Source organism: Pseudomonas sp. W5-36, from assembly GCF_046540455.1.
GTDB classification, from domain to species: domain Bacteria; phylum Pseudomonadota; class Gammaproteobacteria; order Pseudomonadales; family Pseudomonadaceae; genus Aquipseudomonas; species Aquipseudomonas graminis_B.
On the sequence record NZ_JAXCIQ010000005.1, the window covers coordinates 130689 to 146761 of the forward strand.

At 60.0% G+C, this 16073-nt stretch carries 13 protein-coding genes; 9 read left to right on the forward strand and 4 right to left on the reverse strand.

Going from position 1 to position 16073, the window contains the following annotated elements; all coding sequences use genetic code 11:
* Nucleotides 1–37: 37 nt before the first annotated feature.
* The 9 genes from SLW74_RS11135 (at nt 38) to SLW74_RS11175 (ending at nt 10730) form a co-directional block, all read left to right on the forward strand.
* Nucleotides 38–784: an SDR family oxidoreductase gene (locus tag SLW74_RS11135; RefSeq protein ID WP_065988831.1), complete on the forward strand. Its 747-nt coding sequence runs from the start codon at nt 38–40 to the stop codon at nt 782–784.
* 151 nt (nt 785–935) lie between these two features.
* Nucleotides 936–3518, forward strand: coding sequence for a M10 family metallopeptidase C-terminal domain-containing protein (locus SLW74_RS11140; protein WP_410928887.1), 2583 nt, complete (start codon nt 936–938; stop codon nt 3516–3518).
* A 279-nt stretch (nt 3519–3797) separates the two neighbouring features.
* On the forward strand, nt 3798–4829 hold the full coding sequence (locus SLW74_RS11145; RefSeq protein WP_410928888.1) for a substrate-binding domain-containing protein: 1032 nt from the start codon (nt 3798–3800) through the stop codon (nt 4827–4829).
* Nucleotides 4813–5817 carry an ABC transporter substrate-binding protein gene (locus SLW74_RS11150; protein ID WP_410928889.1) on the forward strand — a complete coding sequence of 335 codons (1005 nt, stop codon included), beginning with the start codon at nt 4813–4815 and terminating at the stop codon, nt 5815–5817. Before SLW74_RS11145 ends, SLW74_RS11150 begins: the two co-directional genes overlap by 17 nt.
* Nucleotides 5818–5865: 48 nt before the next feature.
* Nucleotides 5866–6687 carry an ABC transporter permease gene (locus SLW74_RS11155; RefSeq protein WP_197985849.1) on the forward strand — a complete coding sequence of 274 codons (822 nt, stop codon included), beginning with the start codon at nt 5866–5868 and terminating at the stop codon, nt 6685–6687.
* Complete coding sequence (locus SLW74_RS11160; protein ID WP_410928890.1) at nt 6684–7478, forward strand: ABC transporter permease; 795 nt, start codon at nt 6684–6686, stop codon at nt 7476–7478. Before SLW74_RS11155 ends, SLW74_RS11160 begins: the two co-directional genes overlap by 4 nt.
* The gene (locus SLW74_RS11165) at nt 7475–8506 is read left to right on the forward strand and encodes an ABC transporter ATP-binding protein (RefSeq protein ID WP_410928891.1); all 1032 of its coding nucleotides are present in this window, start codon (nt 7475–7477) and stop codon (nt 8504–8506) included. Before SLW74_RS11160 ends, SLW74_RS11165 begins: the two co-directional genes overlap by 4 nt.
* Before the next feature lie 22 nt (nt 8507–8528).
* On the forward strand, nt 8529–9362 hold the full coding sequence (locus SLW74_RS11170) for a phosphodiesterase (RefSeq protein ID WP_065988838.1): 834 nt from the start codon (nt 8529–8531) through the stop codon (nt 9360–9362).
* Nucleotides 9363–9575: 213 nt separating this feature from the next.
* Complete coding sequence (locus tag SLW74_RS11175) at nt 9576–10730, forward strand: ATP-binding protein (protein WP_410928892.1); 1155 nt, start codon at nt 9576–9578, stop codon at nt 10728–10730.
* Between the two features lie 21 nt (nt 10731–10751).
* On the opposite strand, the gene SLW74_RS11180 is transcribed toward SLW74_RS11175, so the two are convergent.
* From SLW74_RS11180 to SLW74_RS11195, 4 genes are all read right to left on the reverse strand, one after another.
* On the reverse strand, nt 10752–10991 hold the full coding sequence (locus SLW74_RS11180) for a hypothetical protein (protein WP_065988840.1): 240 nt from the start codon (nt 10989–10991) through the stop codon (nt 10752–10754).
* 94 nt (nt 10992–11085) lie between these two features.
* A complete protein-coding gene (locus SLW74_RS11185; protein ID WP_410928893.1) occupies nt 11086–14004 on the reverse strand; it encodes a putative bifunctional diguanylate cyclase/phosphodiesterase in 2919 nt (972 codons plus the stop codon).
* Between the two features lie 31 nt (nt 14005–14035).
* Complete coding sequence (locus SLW74_RS11190) at nt 14036–14887, reverse strand: phosphate/phosphite/phosphonate ABC transporter substrate-binding protein (RefSeq protein WP_410928894.1); 852 nt, start codon at nt 14885–14887, stop codon at nt 14036–14038.
* Nucleotides 14888–15222: 335 nt separating this feature from the next.
* On the reverse strand, nt 15223–16056 hold the full coding sequence (locus SLW74_RS11195) for a Brp/Blh family beta-carotene 15,15'-dioxygenase (RefSeq protein WP_410928895.1): 834 nt from the start codon (nt 16054–16056) through the stop codon (nt 15223–15225).
* Between the last annotated feature and the right edge of the window lie 17 nt (nt 16057–16073).

The window sequence follows — 16073 nt, forward strand, 5'->3', positions numbered from 1 at the left end:
CGTTGCGTCACTGTCAATCACGCGATGGATACACACCATGAAAACCATTCTGATCACCGGCTGCTCTTCGGGCTTCGGCCTGACTACCGCCCAATATTTTATCGACCGAAACTGGAAAGTTATCGCGACCATGCGCACGCCGGATGCAGCGCTTTTCAAAACGTCCGAACATCTGCGCGTGCTCGCGGTGGACGTCACCGACCCAGACAGCATCCAGAACGCGATCGACGTTGCCGGGCCGATTGATGTTCTGGTCAACAACGCCGGCATCGGACTGCTGGGCGCCCTCGAAGGCTGCTCGATGCAGAAGATCCGCAGCATCTTCGACACCAACACCTTCGGCACCATGGCGATGACTCAGGCCGTACTGCCGCAGTTCCGCCAGTGCAGCGCCGGGGTCGTCATCAACGTCACCTCCAGCGTGACGATCAAATCACTGCCATTGCTCAGCATCTACACGGCGAGCAAGGCGGCGGTAAATGCGTTCACCGAATCCCTGGCGCTGGAACTTGAGCCGTTCAACATTCGCGTCAACCTGGTACTGCCGGGGCGCGCACCGGGGACCGACTTCGGCAAAAACGCACAGCCCCGCATGCAGGGCAGCATTCCGGACGCGTATGCCGATCTGGCTCAACGCGTGTTTAGCGAGTGGTCGCAATCGACACTGGTGACCGAGGCCCAGGATGTCGCCGAAGCCATCTGGGGGGCGGCGAACGACCCTGGTTCGCCGATGCGCATCGCGGCGGGCGCGGATGCGGTCGCCTTGATGGGGGAGGCGGACTGACGATCCGCTGTTATCCCGGATCATGCTGCCCATCCGACGAAAGCCCCTTCAAGGGAACTAACAATCAGGAACTCCACCGGTCCAAGCTGTTCCCCGAGCCGGTTGTGACAACCGGCTCACAGGTCGTCAGTTTTCCAGGCAGGAGCAGCGCATGAGCATCACCCCCACTTTTGATATCCGCAATTATGGCGCCAAGGGCGATGCCACTACTGACGATACCGTCGCCATCCAGAAGGCAATTGATGCCGCAAGCGCCGCGGGTGGGGGCAAGGTTTACATTCCTGGCGGCACCTGGCGGGTGTCGGACAGCGACGGTTCGGGCAACGCGCTCGCGCTGAAAAGCAACGTCACCCTCACCGGTGATGGTGCCGGTGACAGCGTGCTCCAGTTGGCCGATGGCACCGGTTCGAACACCACGTCTCTGCTGGGCGTGGTGGCAGGCAGCACCGTGCGAGACGCCACCGTCAGCAATCTTACGCTGGATGGCAATCAGGCCAACGGCGGTGGGCAGGTCAGTGGCTGGTCCCAGTCGGGGGCCAACAGTACCAACCTGCTGATCGACGGCGTCACCGCGACGAACTTCAGCGGCAGTGGCTTCGACCTGACCGGCGCGTCGGTGCATCTGACAGTGCGCAACAGCACGGCCACCGACAACGCCTCCGACGGGTTTGCAGTGGGAGGTTCGCTGCCCGCACTGACCTTTCAGGACAACCGCGCGCTGGATAACGGCGCCAACGGCATCAATGTCGGCCTGGGCGGCGTAGCGGTTTCGCTGACCGACAACCAGGCGTCCGGCAACGCTGGCGACGGGATTTACGTCCATGAAGAAAGTGGCGTCGACACCGGCTTTTTCAGCGTCATCGGTGGCGACGTCTCCGGCAACGGCGGCGATGGCGTGCACATGCGCGGCATCGAATACGGCGGCGTGTATCGCCTCGACATCCACGGCAACGGCGGCTCGGGTGTCAATCTGCAAGGCACGACCCACATCGAGGTGTCCAACAACGTCATCCACACCAATGCGCAAGGCAATGACGTGCCGGAAGTGGCCATCCGCAACCTGGGCAGCGATAACGGCACGCAGAATTTCGTCTACGACAACCTGATCACCGGCGGCGCCGGATCGACCTGGGGCGTGGCCGAGGTGCCGTCGGACGTGGCGAGCGTGGAAGGCAGCGTGATCTTCGGCAACGTCATCAACGGCACTCAAGCCGGCGACATCAGCGCGGCGGGCAACGCAAGCCAGGTCTACAACAACAGCGATGTGCTGATCGTGCGCGGCAGTGCGGGCGCCGACACGCTGATCGGCAGCCGCTCGGACGAACTCATCAGTGGCGGGGCAGGGCGCGATCGCATCGATGGCGGCGCCGGTGATGATGTCATTCAGGGCGGTGCAGGCGCGGACCGCCTCAGCGGCGGAACGGGCAGCGACGTGTTTCGCTTTACCTCGGTCAGCGACAGCTACCGCACGGCCACCACGTCATTCACCGATCGCATCACCGATTTCAACGACGCCAGCGACCGTCTCGACCTGACCCTGCTGGGATTGTCCGGCCTGGGCAATGGCCACGACGGCACGCTGAAAGCGACCTATAACGCTGGCACCAACATCACCTACCTCGCCAGCCTGGACGCCGATGCCGCCGGCAACCGTTTTCAACTGGCACTGGACGGCAACCACCTGAGCTCCCTGAGCGCGGCGAACTTCTTTTCGTCGATCACCGGCACGGCCAATGACGACAAGCTGCTGGGGACCGCTGCCGACGACGTGCTGCTCGGCGGTGCAGGTCGCGATACGTTGTCCGGCGACGGCGGCGCGGATCGTCTGATCGGCGGCAGCGGCGGCGACACGCTGACCGGTGGCGCAGGCGCAGATACCTTCGTCTACACCCGCGTCAGCGACAGCCTGCGCAACGATGCCAGCGGCAGCTACGCGCAACGCGACCTGATCACGGATTTCAACAGCAACGGCCATGATCGCCTGGATCTCACCGCCTTGAATTACAAAGGCCTGGGCAACGGCTACGACGGCACGCTGAAAGTGGTGCTGAACCTCGCCGGCGATCAAACGGCATTGAAGTCGCTGGAGCCGGACGCCGACGGCAACCGCTTCGAAATCCTGCTCAGCGGCAATCACCTCTATGACCTGACCGCCAGCAACGTGCTGTTCGCCAACCCCGATGACACGCGCACCGATTCGTCCCAGCCGCTGACCTCGGTGAACGCCACCGGCACGGCCGGCGCCGATACGCTGTATGGCGACTGGGGCAACGACACCTTGTTTGGCCTGGCGGGCGACGACGTGCTGGCCGGCAGCGTCGGCGATGATGTACTGGTTGGCGGTGCCGGCAGCGACAAGCTCACCGGCGGATCGGGCGAGGACACCTTCCGCTTTGATCACATCAGCGACAGCTACGTCGGGGCGGCGGACCTGATCACTGATTTCACCACTGGCCACGACACGCTGGATGTTTCGGCGCTTGGCTTTACCGGCCTGGGCGACGGGCGTAACGACACTCTGCAGGTCAGTTACAACGCCAACAGCGACCGCACCTACGTGCGCAGCAACGAAGCGGACAGCGCTGGCCAGAAATTCCAGGTCACCCTGGCGGGGGATTACAGCCACAGTCTGAAGGCCGAGGACTTTGCCTTCAGCGCCGCCGTTAATGCGGCTGAGATCAAGGTGGTGGGCGTGGCGGCGCCGATGGACCATGTGGTGCTGTCCGACGCCTGATCGCCGTCAATTCATGCGGTCTCTCAAGCTGCACGCGATCTCATTGCAGGACCGGCTTTAGCCGGGAAGAGGTCAGTCCTGACATCCCGTATTAACGGTGTGACACCTGACGCCTTCCCGGCTAAAGCCGGTCCTACAGTGGGTTGAGCCAGTCCGACTTCCGCCTGGCGGTCAGTCCTGCCTCACCCAATGACTCCAATCTGTCACATCCTCGCCCCTGAACTGCCACATTGACACCGTAATGTCCTCGCCAATGAGATCGATCTCAAGCGAGTGATCATGAGTGACCTGAAAGACGTCGCACGGGTGGCCGGGGTTTCCAGAGCGACCGCCGCCCGCTGTTTCGCCTCCCCCGAAGTGGTACGCCCGACAACCCGTGACCAGGTATTCGCCGCCGCGCGAGAACTGGGTTTTCGGTCCAATCTGCTCGGCCGTCAGTTGCGCCTTCAAACCACCCAGCTCATTGGCGTCGTCGTGCCGAGCCTGCTCAACCCGGTGTTCGCCGAACAGTTTCAAGCCATGGAGCGCGCCGCGCGGTTGCGGGGCTACAACCTGCTGCTGGCGACCACCGACTACAGCGCCGAGCGGGAAAGCGCGGTGGTTGAAGAGCTGCTGCGCCAACGGGTCGACGGCCTGGTGCTGACGGTCACGGACGCCCACAGCAACCGCGTCCTGCAAAGCCTCAGCACCGAAGACACGCCCTTTGTTCTCGCCTATCACCAGCCCGGCAGCACCGAATACAGCGCCGTCTCGGTGGACAACCGCGCCGGCATGGCCCTGGCCACGCGCTATCTGCTGGAGGCGGGTCATCGACGCATCGGCATGGTCGCGGGGCCGACGCTGCAGTCCGACCGGGCGCGGCAGCGTTACGCGGGCTACTGCGACGCATTGGCTGAACACGGCCTGGCCGCCATGCCTATCATCGAAATGCCCAGCCACACCCAGGCCGACTTCAGCGCGCTCGCGCCGTTATTGAGCGGCCCCCAAGCGCTGACTGCGCTGGTCTGCTCCAACGATTTGCTGGCGATCAGCCTGATCGCCGAACTGCGCCGCGACGGATGGGCGGTCCCTCAGCAGCTGTCGATCATCGGTTTCGACGGCATCGACATCGGCACTCAGATGCACCCGACCCTATGCAGCGTGGTCCAGCCCATCGCCGCGCTGGCGACCACCGTCATCGATCAATTGCTGGCGCAGATCGCCGGCGCCGCCCCGACTTCCCATTGCCTGCCGTGCCACATCCGGCCTGGTGAAAGTACTCAACCCTACAATCAGCCCTACGAGGAGACGCTCCATGATCCGCTTCAGTAAAACCCTGGCGGCACTGCTGCTGTGTGGCGTGGCCAGCCTGACCCAGGCCGCCGAAACCGCGATTTGCTACAACTGCCCGCCAGAGTGGGCGGACTGGGGCACCCAGCTCAAGGCGATCGCCGACAGCACCGGCGTGCAAGTGCCGCTGGACAACAAGAACTCCGGCCAATCCCTGGCGCAACTGGTGGCCGAGAAAGCCGCGCCGGTGGCGGACGTCGTGTATTACGGCGTGACCTTCGGTTTGCAGGCGCAGAAAGCCGGCGTGGTCGGCACCTACAAACCCAAAGGCTGGGAGGACATTCCCGCAGGCCTGAAGGACCCGGAAGGCCACTGGTTCGCGATCCACTCCGGCACCCTCGGCATCATGGTCAATGTCGATGCCCTGGGCGGTTTGCCGGTCCCGCAGAGCTGGGCCGATCTGCTCAAGCCGGAATACAGAGGCATGGTCGGTTACCTGGATCCGTCCAGCGCCTTCGTCGGTTACGTGTCGGCCGTGGCGATCAATCAGGCCATGGGCGGCACCCTGGATAACTTCGCGCCGGCCATCGACTATTTCCAGAAACTGGCGAAGAACGCGCCGATCGTGCCCAAGCAAACCGCCTACGCCCGAGTGCTTTCAGGCGAGCTGCCGATCCTGGTGGATTACGATTTCAACGCCTACCGCGCCCGCTACAAGGACAAGGCCAATGTCGCCTTCGTCATCCCCAAGGAAGGCAGCATCAGCGTGCCCTACGTGATGAGCCTGGTCGCCAATGCCCCCCATCAGGTCAACGCCGAGAAGGTGCTGGATTTCGTGCTCTCCGAGCAGGGCCAGGCGCTGTGGGCCAAAGCGTATCTGCGCCCTGTTCGTGCGATGAAAATGCCGGCCGACGTGGCCGCGCAATTCCTGCCTGACAGCGATTACGCCCGCGCCGGTGTGGTGGATTACCAGCACATGGCCGACGTGCAGGAAGCCTTTTCGGCGCGTTACCTGAGCGAGGTCAAGTAAGTGAGCAGCACGGTGTTGAAGGCGCAGAACGTGGCTGCGGGTGGGTTGTTGAAACGGCGTTTGCGCCCGACGGCCGCTTGGGCCCTCGCACCCGCCGCGGCAGTACTGGCGGCGTTCTGGCTGCTGCCATTGGCGCACCTGATAGTGCTCGGCGGACAGCAACGGGACGGCGCCGGCAGCGGTTACTGGCAAGTGCTCAGCAGCCCGCAGTATCTGGGCAGCCTGGCGCAAACCTGTGTGCTGGCTGCTGTGGTAACCCTCGCCGCGCTGCTGGTCGGCGGCATCACCGGCGTGTTTCTCGCTCGTCAGCGTTTTTTCGGTCGCACCACACTGGTGGCGCTGCTGACCTTTCCGCTGGCGTTTCCTGGCGTGGTGGTGGGCTTTCTGGTGATTCTGCTGGCAGGGCGGCAGGGGCTGTTCGCCATGCTCGGCCTGAAGCTGGCGGGTGAGCGCTGGGTGTTCGCCTATTCCCTGGCGGGGCTGTTCCTCGGCTACCTGTATTTCTCGATTCCCCGAGTGATCCTCACGATTATGGCCGCCTGCGAAAGCCTCGACCGCAGCCTGGAAGAGGCCGCCCACTCCCTCGGCGCCGGGCACTGGCGCGTGGTGTGTGACGTGATCATTCCAGGGCTCGCGCCAGCGCTGGTGTCCTGCGGTGCGATCTGCTTTGCCACGTCCATGGGCGCCTTCGGTACCGCCTTCACCCTCGGCACCCAGCTGAACGTCACCCCGGTGGCGATCTACAACGTGTTCACCAACTACGCCAACTTCACCGTCGCTGCAGCGCTGTCGGTGGTCTTGGGCGCGCTGACCTGGGCGGTGTTGCTGCTCGCGCGGCGCATGGTCAAGCAATCGAGGACGGTCCTGTGAAGCGTTCATCGCTGTTCATCGCGCAGCTGCTGTTCACGCTGCTGGTCTGCGCGTTCATGCTGGTACCGGTGCTGATGTCCTTGGTGGCCGGGCTCACCCGCAATTACTTTCAGGGCGTGTCCAGCGGACTGACCTTCGACTGGATCGCGCAAGTCTGGCAGGCCTATTCGCCGACGGTGTGGCTGTCCCTGCAACTGGCGGTGGCGTGTGCGGTGTGCGTCTGCGTGATCGGCGTCCCGGCGGCCTATGCGCTGGTGCGGATGAACAACCGCTTCAGTCGCGCCTTCGAGGAATTGATGGTCTTGCCGGTGGCCATGCCCGGCCTCGCCAGCGCCCTGGCCCTGCTGCTGACCTACGGCCAGTTCGGCCGTTTTCGCAGCAGTTGGCTGTTCATCCTCGTCGGCCATGTGCTGTTCACGTTGCCGTTTCTGGTGCGGCCAGTGATGGCGGTGATGCAGCGTCAGCACCTGCCAACGCTGGAAGAGGCCGCCGCCAGTCTCGGTGCCGGGCCGTTTCGACGGTTTTTCAGCGTGGTGGTGCCCAACTGCCGGGCGGGGATTCTCGCAGGCGTGCTCATGGTGGTGACGCTGTCCCTGGGCGAATTCAATCTGACCTGGATGCTGCACACGGCCATGACCAAAACCCTGCCGGTGGGTCTGGCGGACAGTTACGCCTCGGCGCGACTGGAAGTCGCCAGCGCCTACACCCTCATATTTCTGTTGATGATCGTGCCGCTGCTGGTGGCGTTGCAGGCCATCAGCGCGCGCCTTTCCCGTGGAGAGCAAAGATGACTGGAACCACGCTGCGCCTGATCGGCTGCCGCAAGGCTTTCGCCGACGGCACCGTTGCCGTTCACGACCTTAACCTGACCATCGAGGCGGGGGAGACCCTGGCGATCCTCGGCCCGTCCGGTTGCGGTAGAACCACCACCCTGCGGATGATTGCCGGGCTGGAGCGGCCGGACGTAGGCCAGGTGTTGTTCGGTGATCATGACGTCACCCGTCTGCCCATCGAGCGTCGCGACGTCGGCATGGTCTTTCAGAATTACGCGCTGTTCCCCAACCTCACCGTGGAAGGCAACATTGCTTATGGCCTGAAGGTGCGCGGCATGTCTGTTGCCGAGCGCAACAAACGCTGCGCCGAACTGCTGGAACTGGTCGGCCTGCAAGAGCACGCCAAACGCGGCATTCATGAGCTGTCCGGCGGACAGCGTCAGCGGGTGGCGTTGGCCCGCGCGCTGGCGCCACGGCCGAAAGTCCTGCTGCTCGACGAACCCCTCGCGGCACTGGACGCGCAACTGCGTGAACGCCTGCGCAGCGAACTCGATCAGCTGTTGCGCAGCCTCGGCATCACCTCAGTGTTCGTCACCCACGATCAGGGCGAAGCCATGGCCCTGGGCGATCGGATTCTGGTCATGCAGCAAGGGCGCATCGCCCAGCTCGGCACGCCGCGCGAAATCTATCAGCAGCCGGCCAATCCTTTCGTGGCCGGTTTCGTCGGCAACCTCAATGCCTTTTCGGTGGCAGGCCGTACCGTCAACGGCCTGAAAGTCAGCGGCGGCGAGCTGCCCTGGGCTGAGACGAGTGAGCCATCCACGGTGTATTGCCGGCCTGAGCATCTGCGGGTGGTGACGCGCGAAGGGCACCTGCACGGGCGTTTGCTGGGACAGTTTTTTCAGGGCGCGCAAAGCCGTTTGCTGATTGAGGTCGGCGCCGCGCAACCGCTGCTGGTCGACAGCGCCGACAGCGTTATTCATGCGCCGGGCGATCTCATTGCCCTGGCCATCGAGCCGCAGGCGCTGTTCGCCCTGCACCCGTGATCCTTGTTTAAGTGAGTTGAATGTGAACGCCCCGTTTCTCATCGCGCAGATCAGCGATCTGCACCTTAAAGCCGGCAACAAGCTGACCTATGGCGTGGTCGACACCCTCGGCGCCTTGCGTCGCGCGGTCGATCATCTGAACGCCAGCACGCCGCGGCCGGACATCGTGGTGATCAGTGGCGACCTGGTGGACTTCGGTCGGCCGGATGAATACGCCGTCCTGCACCCCGAGCTGGCGCGCCTGAGCATGCCGTATTACCTGGTGCCCGGTAATCACGACGTCCGCGAGCACCTGCTGGCCGAATTTGCCGATCACGTTTACCTGCCGCTCTGTCCCCAGTCGCCCCTGGATTGGGTCGTCGAGGAGCACCCGGTGCGTCTGATCGGACTGGACTCGACGATCCCCGGTGCCCACGGCGGCCAAGTGCTGGACAGCCAGATGGCCTGGCTGGATGACGTGCTCGGTCGGCGCCCGGAGGTGCCGACCCTGGTGATCATGCACCACCCGCCGTTTGTCACCGGTATCGGCCACATGGAGCGCGAAGCGTTCATTAACGGGGCGGCGCTTGAGCAGGTCATCACACGGCACCCGCAAGTCGAACGGGTGCTGTGCGGTCATTTGCATCGGCCGATGCAACGGCGCTTCGGCGGCAGCATCAGTTGCACCTGCCCGGGCACCTCGCACCAGATCGTGCTCGACCTGCGCGACGACGCCCCGGCGCATTTCAACCTCGAGCCGGCGGGCTATCTGCTGCATCGCTGGGAAGCGGAGCAGGGCCTGGTGACCCACAACGGCGTGTTCGGTGATTACCCGGGGCCGTACCCGTTTTACGACGCTCAGGGGTTGATCGATTAGGCACGCCCCATCTCGGTGGACTGTCCTTACGCTTTGGCCTGGCGGCGCCCGAATGTTCTGCGGGCGCTGATGGTTGGCGTACGACTGAAGTGAGTTACCTATAATAAGTCTATAGTCGTTCTATAATCGCCTATAAACGTAGATTTCACCCATATCTATAATTGGTCTATAGTCACTCTATAATTGCCTATAGAGCTGTGCAGAGATCTACAAATGCCTGAAATCCTCTACCACCGTCCCGAGCTGGCCACCCGGCTCTCCAAGCTGATCATGCAGGTGTCGGTGGGCAGTTCCGCCAGCTCCGGCGTCTTCCTGGCAGCGCCACGGCGTACCGGCAAATCCACCTTCGCACGTGAAGACCTGCGGCCTGCGCTGGAAAAAGCGGGGGCGATTGTGTTGTATGCCGACCTCTGGCAAGACCTCACCAAAGACCCAGGTCTGGTCATCGTGGAAGCGATCCGCGAAGCGGTAGGTCGCAGCGACGGTTTCATCACACGGCTGGCCAAGGCGTCCGGCGTGGAGAAGGTCGTTGTCGGCGGCTTGAACTTCAGCGTGGATAAAATCGGGCTTGGCAGGGACATCGACCTCACCACGGCGCTGGTGGCGCTCTCCGACGAATCAAAGAAGCTCATCGTGCTGATGATCGATGAAGCGCAACACGCGATCACTACCGAGGCGGGTGTGGCGGCGCTGTTCGCACTCAAGGCGGCGAGGGACGAACTCAACAGCTCCCGGCACCATGGCCTCCGTATCGTCTGCACCGGCTCGAACAGGGACAAGCTGGCCATGCTGCGCAACAGCAAGGATCAGGCGTTCTTCGGCGCGTCGATGGTGCCTTTCCCGACGCTCGATCAGAACTACATCGACTGGCTGTGCGCCAATATCGACCTGCCATCTCCGCTCGATCCGGCAGAAGTGTTCCAGCTGTTCAAAGAAAGTGGCTATCGGCCCGAATTGCTTGGCGCAGCAGCTGATGCTATTCGCTTCGACTTTTTCATCGACCCTGAAAATGTACCTGAGCGTTTTGCCGAGCTGGTCCGGGCGCAGGCGGATGAGCTGAACGCGAACCTCAAGAAGGTGATCCACAGCCTGACCCCGATCCAGTCGGCCGTCATTCGCGTCATGGGCAGCATGGGCGATAACTTCGCCCCGTTCGAGGCGCCCACCATGGCGTTGTACGCCACAGCGATGAAGCAGTCAGGCGTTGCCGAAAGTGCCATCAAGGTTGAGGTGCCGGGGGTGCAACAAGCGCTCATTGCCTTGCAGGAAAAGAACCTGGTCTGGAAGGCTTCCCGGGGCGTTTACGCGGTGGATGAGCACGTGATCGTTGATCTGCTCCGTGCCGACGGGCTGCTTGACGGCTTGTAGCGTCGCGGCAGCCCGCAACCGTCACCTCTTAAGGGCTATGGCCTCTTGGACAAGGCACTCAAGGGCAAACTGCTCGGTGTAGGTCATCTGAATCGGGGTGGTCTCGCCCTTGACGGTCCTTTCGCCATCCAGGATGTAGCGGATGCGCTTGTCAGTCACACCGATACGCTTTGCGATCCACGAAGGTGTTTGGCCAATTCGCGAGATCAGCTTGTCAGCGTATTCGGTGGAGGGGTTATAGAGTTCTGCGTTGGGTGTCATGTGACGTCCAGGTAGAAGTCGGGCGGGGTGCCCGAGGAGATTGCCACACAGTGTGTCAATAACTGGAGAGTGTGGCGACCTCAATATCACGGGTTTACGCAACATCAGGCTCGGCAAATCTTATGTCCAGCGTACGTGACGACTTGATCATCGCAGCGCACTCATCCCTCGGTACGGGTCTGCTGAAAAGATAACCCTGTATCTGATCGCAGCCATGCTTCACCAGCAGCTCCAGTTGCTCGAATGTTTCGACCCCTTCGGCAATGACCTTCAAGTCCAGTTCATGCGCCAATACGATGACTGCTCGGGTGATCGCCTCGTCTTCATGATTGCTCATGATGTCTTTAATGAACATTCTGTCTATTTTGAGGATGTCGATAGGGAATCGCTTCAAGTAGGCCAGGCTGGAATAACCCGTTCCGAAATCGTCGACCGAAAGGCCTATCCCGTATGACTTGATGTCTCGAAGTATTTCAACCGCCGACTCGGGTTCAATCATCAACACCGACTCAGTGAGCTCGAACTCTAAAAGAGTAGGGTTGATACCGTATTCTTCCAGGATATGTTTGACGATGTTGGCCAGGCCTTTTACCTGAAGCTGCCTGGCGGACAGGTTGATGGCGATGGGTACCAGTCTGATATGACTGTCTTCCCAGCTTTTCAACGTCTCACAGACTTTCCGGATGACCCATTCGCCCACCGGAATGATCAGGCCGGTCTCCTCAAGCATGGGAATAAAATCAGCGGGAGACACCAGGCCGAGCGAGGGATGATTCCACCTTAACAAAGCCTCCAGGCCACTGATGCTGCCATCTGCGAGGCTGACCTTTGGCTGGAAATGCAGAATAAATTCATCGCGTTCCAGCGCACCCCGTAAGAGTGTTTCAGTTTGCAGGCGTTTAACGGCACTTTCGTTCATCTCGGCGTTATAAAACTTGAAATTATTACGCCCACTTTTTTTCGCATGGTACATGGCGGTATCCGCATTCTTGAGGATGACGCCGGCGTCATCTCCGTCAAACGGATAATTGGCGATGCCCACGCTTGCTGAAACAAATATGTCCTGGCCGCGAAGGTTGAACGGCTTCTCCATTGCGTCAACAACATGGGCCGCCAGGGATTTGATGAAACTTGCCGAGTAGACAGGGTGTGTGACCACAATCGAGAACTCATCCCCGCCCAGTCGCGCAACCATGCTGTTCTCATCGATGTACTCTTCCAGACGTCGACTCGCCTGGATAAGCAATTCATCGCCCACGGAATGCCCCATGGTGTCGTTCACGGTTTTGAATCTGTCCAGATCGATAAAGATGACGCTTATTGCAGATGGCGCGGAGGCTGTGCGGCTGATTGCAGCGTGCAGGTAATTATTGAGAAACCAGCGATTGGGCAAGGTGGTGAGCGAATCATTTTCGGCAAGATGGGTGAGTTTTTTCTTCGCGTCATCCCTTTCAAGCGCGGCTGCCAACAGGTTTGCCAATGTCTGGATGTAGCTAACATCTTCACGGGTGAACACGTAGTCAGTGGTGGCATACACCCCAAGAACGCCCTTGAAAACGTCCCTGCACGATATATCAACTTCCAGGGTGCTTCTGATGCCATGGGTTTCCACTGTGTCATCAGTCAACAGCTTGTAGGTGTTATCAGCTCCATCGGAAATAATGGCAAGCTCAGTCGAAGCGCCCATACGGCTGGACACCTGGCTTGCGTAGCTGCGGCGGATGTCATCGTGGGTCAGGCCAATCTCAGCGCTGAGGATCACCCCGTGACTCACTTGGTCAACGACTGATAACGCTGCCTTGCTCATTTTCAAACCCTGCGCCGCCGTTAGCGTGGCCAGTTGACCCAGGGCTCTGACGTTTTCCTCGGTCAATGCCTGCTGGCCAAACAAGGCGATCAGGTTTTGTCTTCTGGAGTTATCCAGAATGGCGACCTCAAACTCTTTTCGGTCGGTGATATCGATGTCGATGCAGATATATTTTTCAACGCCGCCCCTGTCATCGAGGATCGGGATGATGGTGCGTTGATGCCATTTATCTGTCCCGGCACGACCCGAAAGCCTGACCTCACCGTTCCACACTTCACGTTCAGGTGTCCATTGCCACGGCTGAGTGGCGCAATACATGCCGTTCCAGACTTCATCGATCGTCAACGCCAGAAGCTCAGCGCGAGAACGCTGGGCGCTGGATACGAATCGTTCGTTAACATAGGTAATACGGCCGGAGGGTGAAAATTCGCAAACGATCGAAACCTCATCCAGGGCATTCTTATGCTGCACCAATGTGTTCATCAACGACTCAATGCGCTGACCAAAGTGGTTGCGCATACTGGCTGCCGTACGGTTTACCGCCTTTATGGCCTCCTGTATTTCCACGGGCGCATCGGCCACCAACATCGCTTCTGCTGCCACCGCACCTGAAGCGATTTCCGCTTCATAAGAGTGAAATTTGTCCAGGTGTGCGAGCGACCGTTTGATCATGAACCCCATCAACAGCAAACTGGTCAGCAGAAAAAGCACTGCCAGTACGGTCGCCTGCACCACCAACGTACACAGTTCAGCCGCTATTTTCTCGGCATTGAAAGACAGGCGCATCACGCCATAATCTTTGCCCCCTATCGTTATCGGACGGTTGACATCGAATAACCGTGCAGCCACCTCGGATTCTATCCACGCGGGGGCTCTTCCAGCAGGCGCCTTGGGTGCCTGCAGACGAATGACGCCACCTGACAGGTCAATAAACATGGCCGACTTGAACGGTGAGCGAGACAGGGTTTTTTCGAGGGTCCTTTTGATGGTGTCGTAATCGCCGATGATGACACTTTCTTCAACGGCCTGTGCCGCCACCTCTATCAGCATGTTAGCGCTGTCTTGTATCTCTTCAATGTGCTGGAGCATCTGGTTTTTATAAAAAAGACCTAGCCCGGTTGTCAGAAATACTACGATCAAAAAGGACAGCATCGCCAATATGCGCGACGTCAGTGATCTGGGCATCAGGCTTTTAAAGAAATTCATTAACAGCCTCTCCAGCTAGGTGTGAGATTGATTACTTATGGTTTGCTGGAGCGCTGTTATAAAAATCACGATAGGACGCATAATCCGCTTCCGTCGCAGGAATAAACTTGATCGGTTCAGGTGCATGGACGAGCTCAGTCGCGTCATGAAGAATTTTGCTGCCTTCACTATCATATTGCATATTAAAAAATGCATCGGCGACCGCCGTCAGTTCTTTTTGAGACACTCTGGGGGAGGCCATGAGGGCTAAATCGTTGAACAAGGACGAGTTCCACAGTACGCGGAACGACTTGCCTTCTCTTTCGGTGTAGCCGCTGACCAGCTGTGAATTAACCCCCATTGCCTGGGCCTTGCCACTGATCAGCTGGCTGAACGCACCATCCATGTTTCCTGCAAACACCGTAGACGTATTTATCCCTTTCTTTACCAATTCGGCGCTGGTGACTTTATAAGCGATGAACGCTTCGAGTCCCGGGTACACGACTTCCTGGCCTTCCAGTTCAGCAAGGCTATGGATGGGGGAATCGGCAGGTACCACGATTTGCCCTTCCAGGGGAGGGGCGTCACGGCGACCAAACACCTTCCAACCCATTTTGTCGCGCTCTGGACTGAAAAGATGGTTGGTAAAAGCGAAATCAACTTCTTGTGCGAGCACATAACTGGTGGTGTCGGAGGAGGTACGCCCTAATTTCAGGGTCAGGTTCACGCCGCTTTTGTCGGACACGTACCGAATGATCGGGTTCCAGAAACTGGCTGAGAGATTAAGGTTGTATTGATTGACCGGCGAAAAATTGTAGACTTTAACGTCTTCGGCACTCGCCACATCTGACAACCCAAAAGACAGCGCAATAATAAAAGCTTTGCAGGTTAGGCGTAACGTCACGTGTTCACTCCAGCGGTAGACTAGCTTCTGACCCAACGGTGATTAAAGTTAAATCAAACTCATCAATCCAATATAATCGGCCGGGCGCGGGGGATCTTAAGCACCCTTTGCTTAAATAATTAGTTAAGTCTATTGGATCCACTAATCCGCCCGCATTGGTCCTTGTGATAAGGCCGTTACCCCATACTCGTTTGGATGAGGGAGGTGATTGGAGGAAGAGCCGTTATTCCGACAGTGGATGCATTCCTGATGGTGACGCGTCTGGCCCGCCCGGGCATTCGTCTTGGTAGAAGCAAGGCGACCTGAGTGGGTCAAAGAGTTAGTTTGCGGGTCAGTTACCGCTCAACCACTCGCGCTTCCGAGGGTGGCGGGCCGTCTATACCCGCCGCTCTACCCACTGGCAGAAAACGCGGCAATACGATCATGTGCGGTACTGCAAAGGCCGTTAATACAGCGAACAGCGCGCGGATTCCGGTGCCCTCCTGCAGCAGGAAGACAAGACCTCCAACCACGATGAACAGGGCAGCGCCCAGGCATATTGGCCAAGTGAGGCGCAGGTAGGCAGACAGGTGAGGCGCGCCCAACAGACGCTGGCGAACCTGGGTCTGAGGCGCGGCGTGCAAGCTATAAAATCCAACAGCGAAGCCGACGAGGGGTGGTAACAGCACCACGGCAAACAGCGTGGCCGCTAACCACAGGCTGCGTTGGCGCCAGGAGGCCAGCAGCAATACCGGTAGCGCGATGACGCCGCTTGTGGCGAGCAACCACGTCAGCCGTTCCGCCAGTCCATGGGGTTCGCCCGAGCCGATGGTTAACGCGAGCAACCGGGCGACCTCTGTGCCATGCACCACTGCCGGACCGCCAATGATGAAGAGCCCCAACGCCAGCGATGTCAGCCGCTCGTGGAACAATTCATCTTCATGGAAAAAATGCCAGGCCGACAGCAGCAGAAACAACAGGAGTGCTGTCGCACTTGCCAGCTGCCAGCAGAGTAGACAGCCAAGGGCTGTCGCCAGGTAGGAAAAGAGGAAAGCGGGGCGTCGTGCAGTTGCCACCAGATGCATATCGCTTACCCCGTGGAGAAGCCCCAGGCCCAACCCTACCGCCAGCGCAAACGTCATCTGCGTCGCTGCCCCGGCCAGGCTGGCAATCACGGCGGTCGACAGCATGACTAGCCAGCCCATCC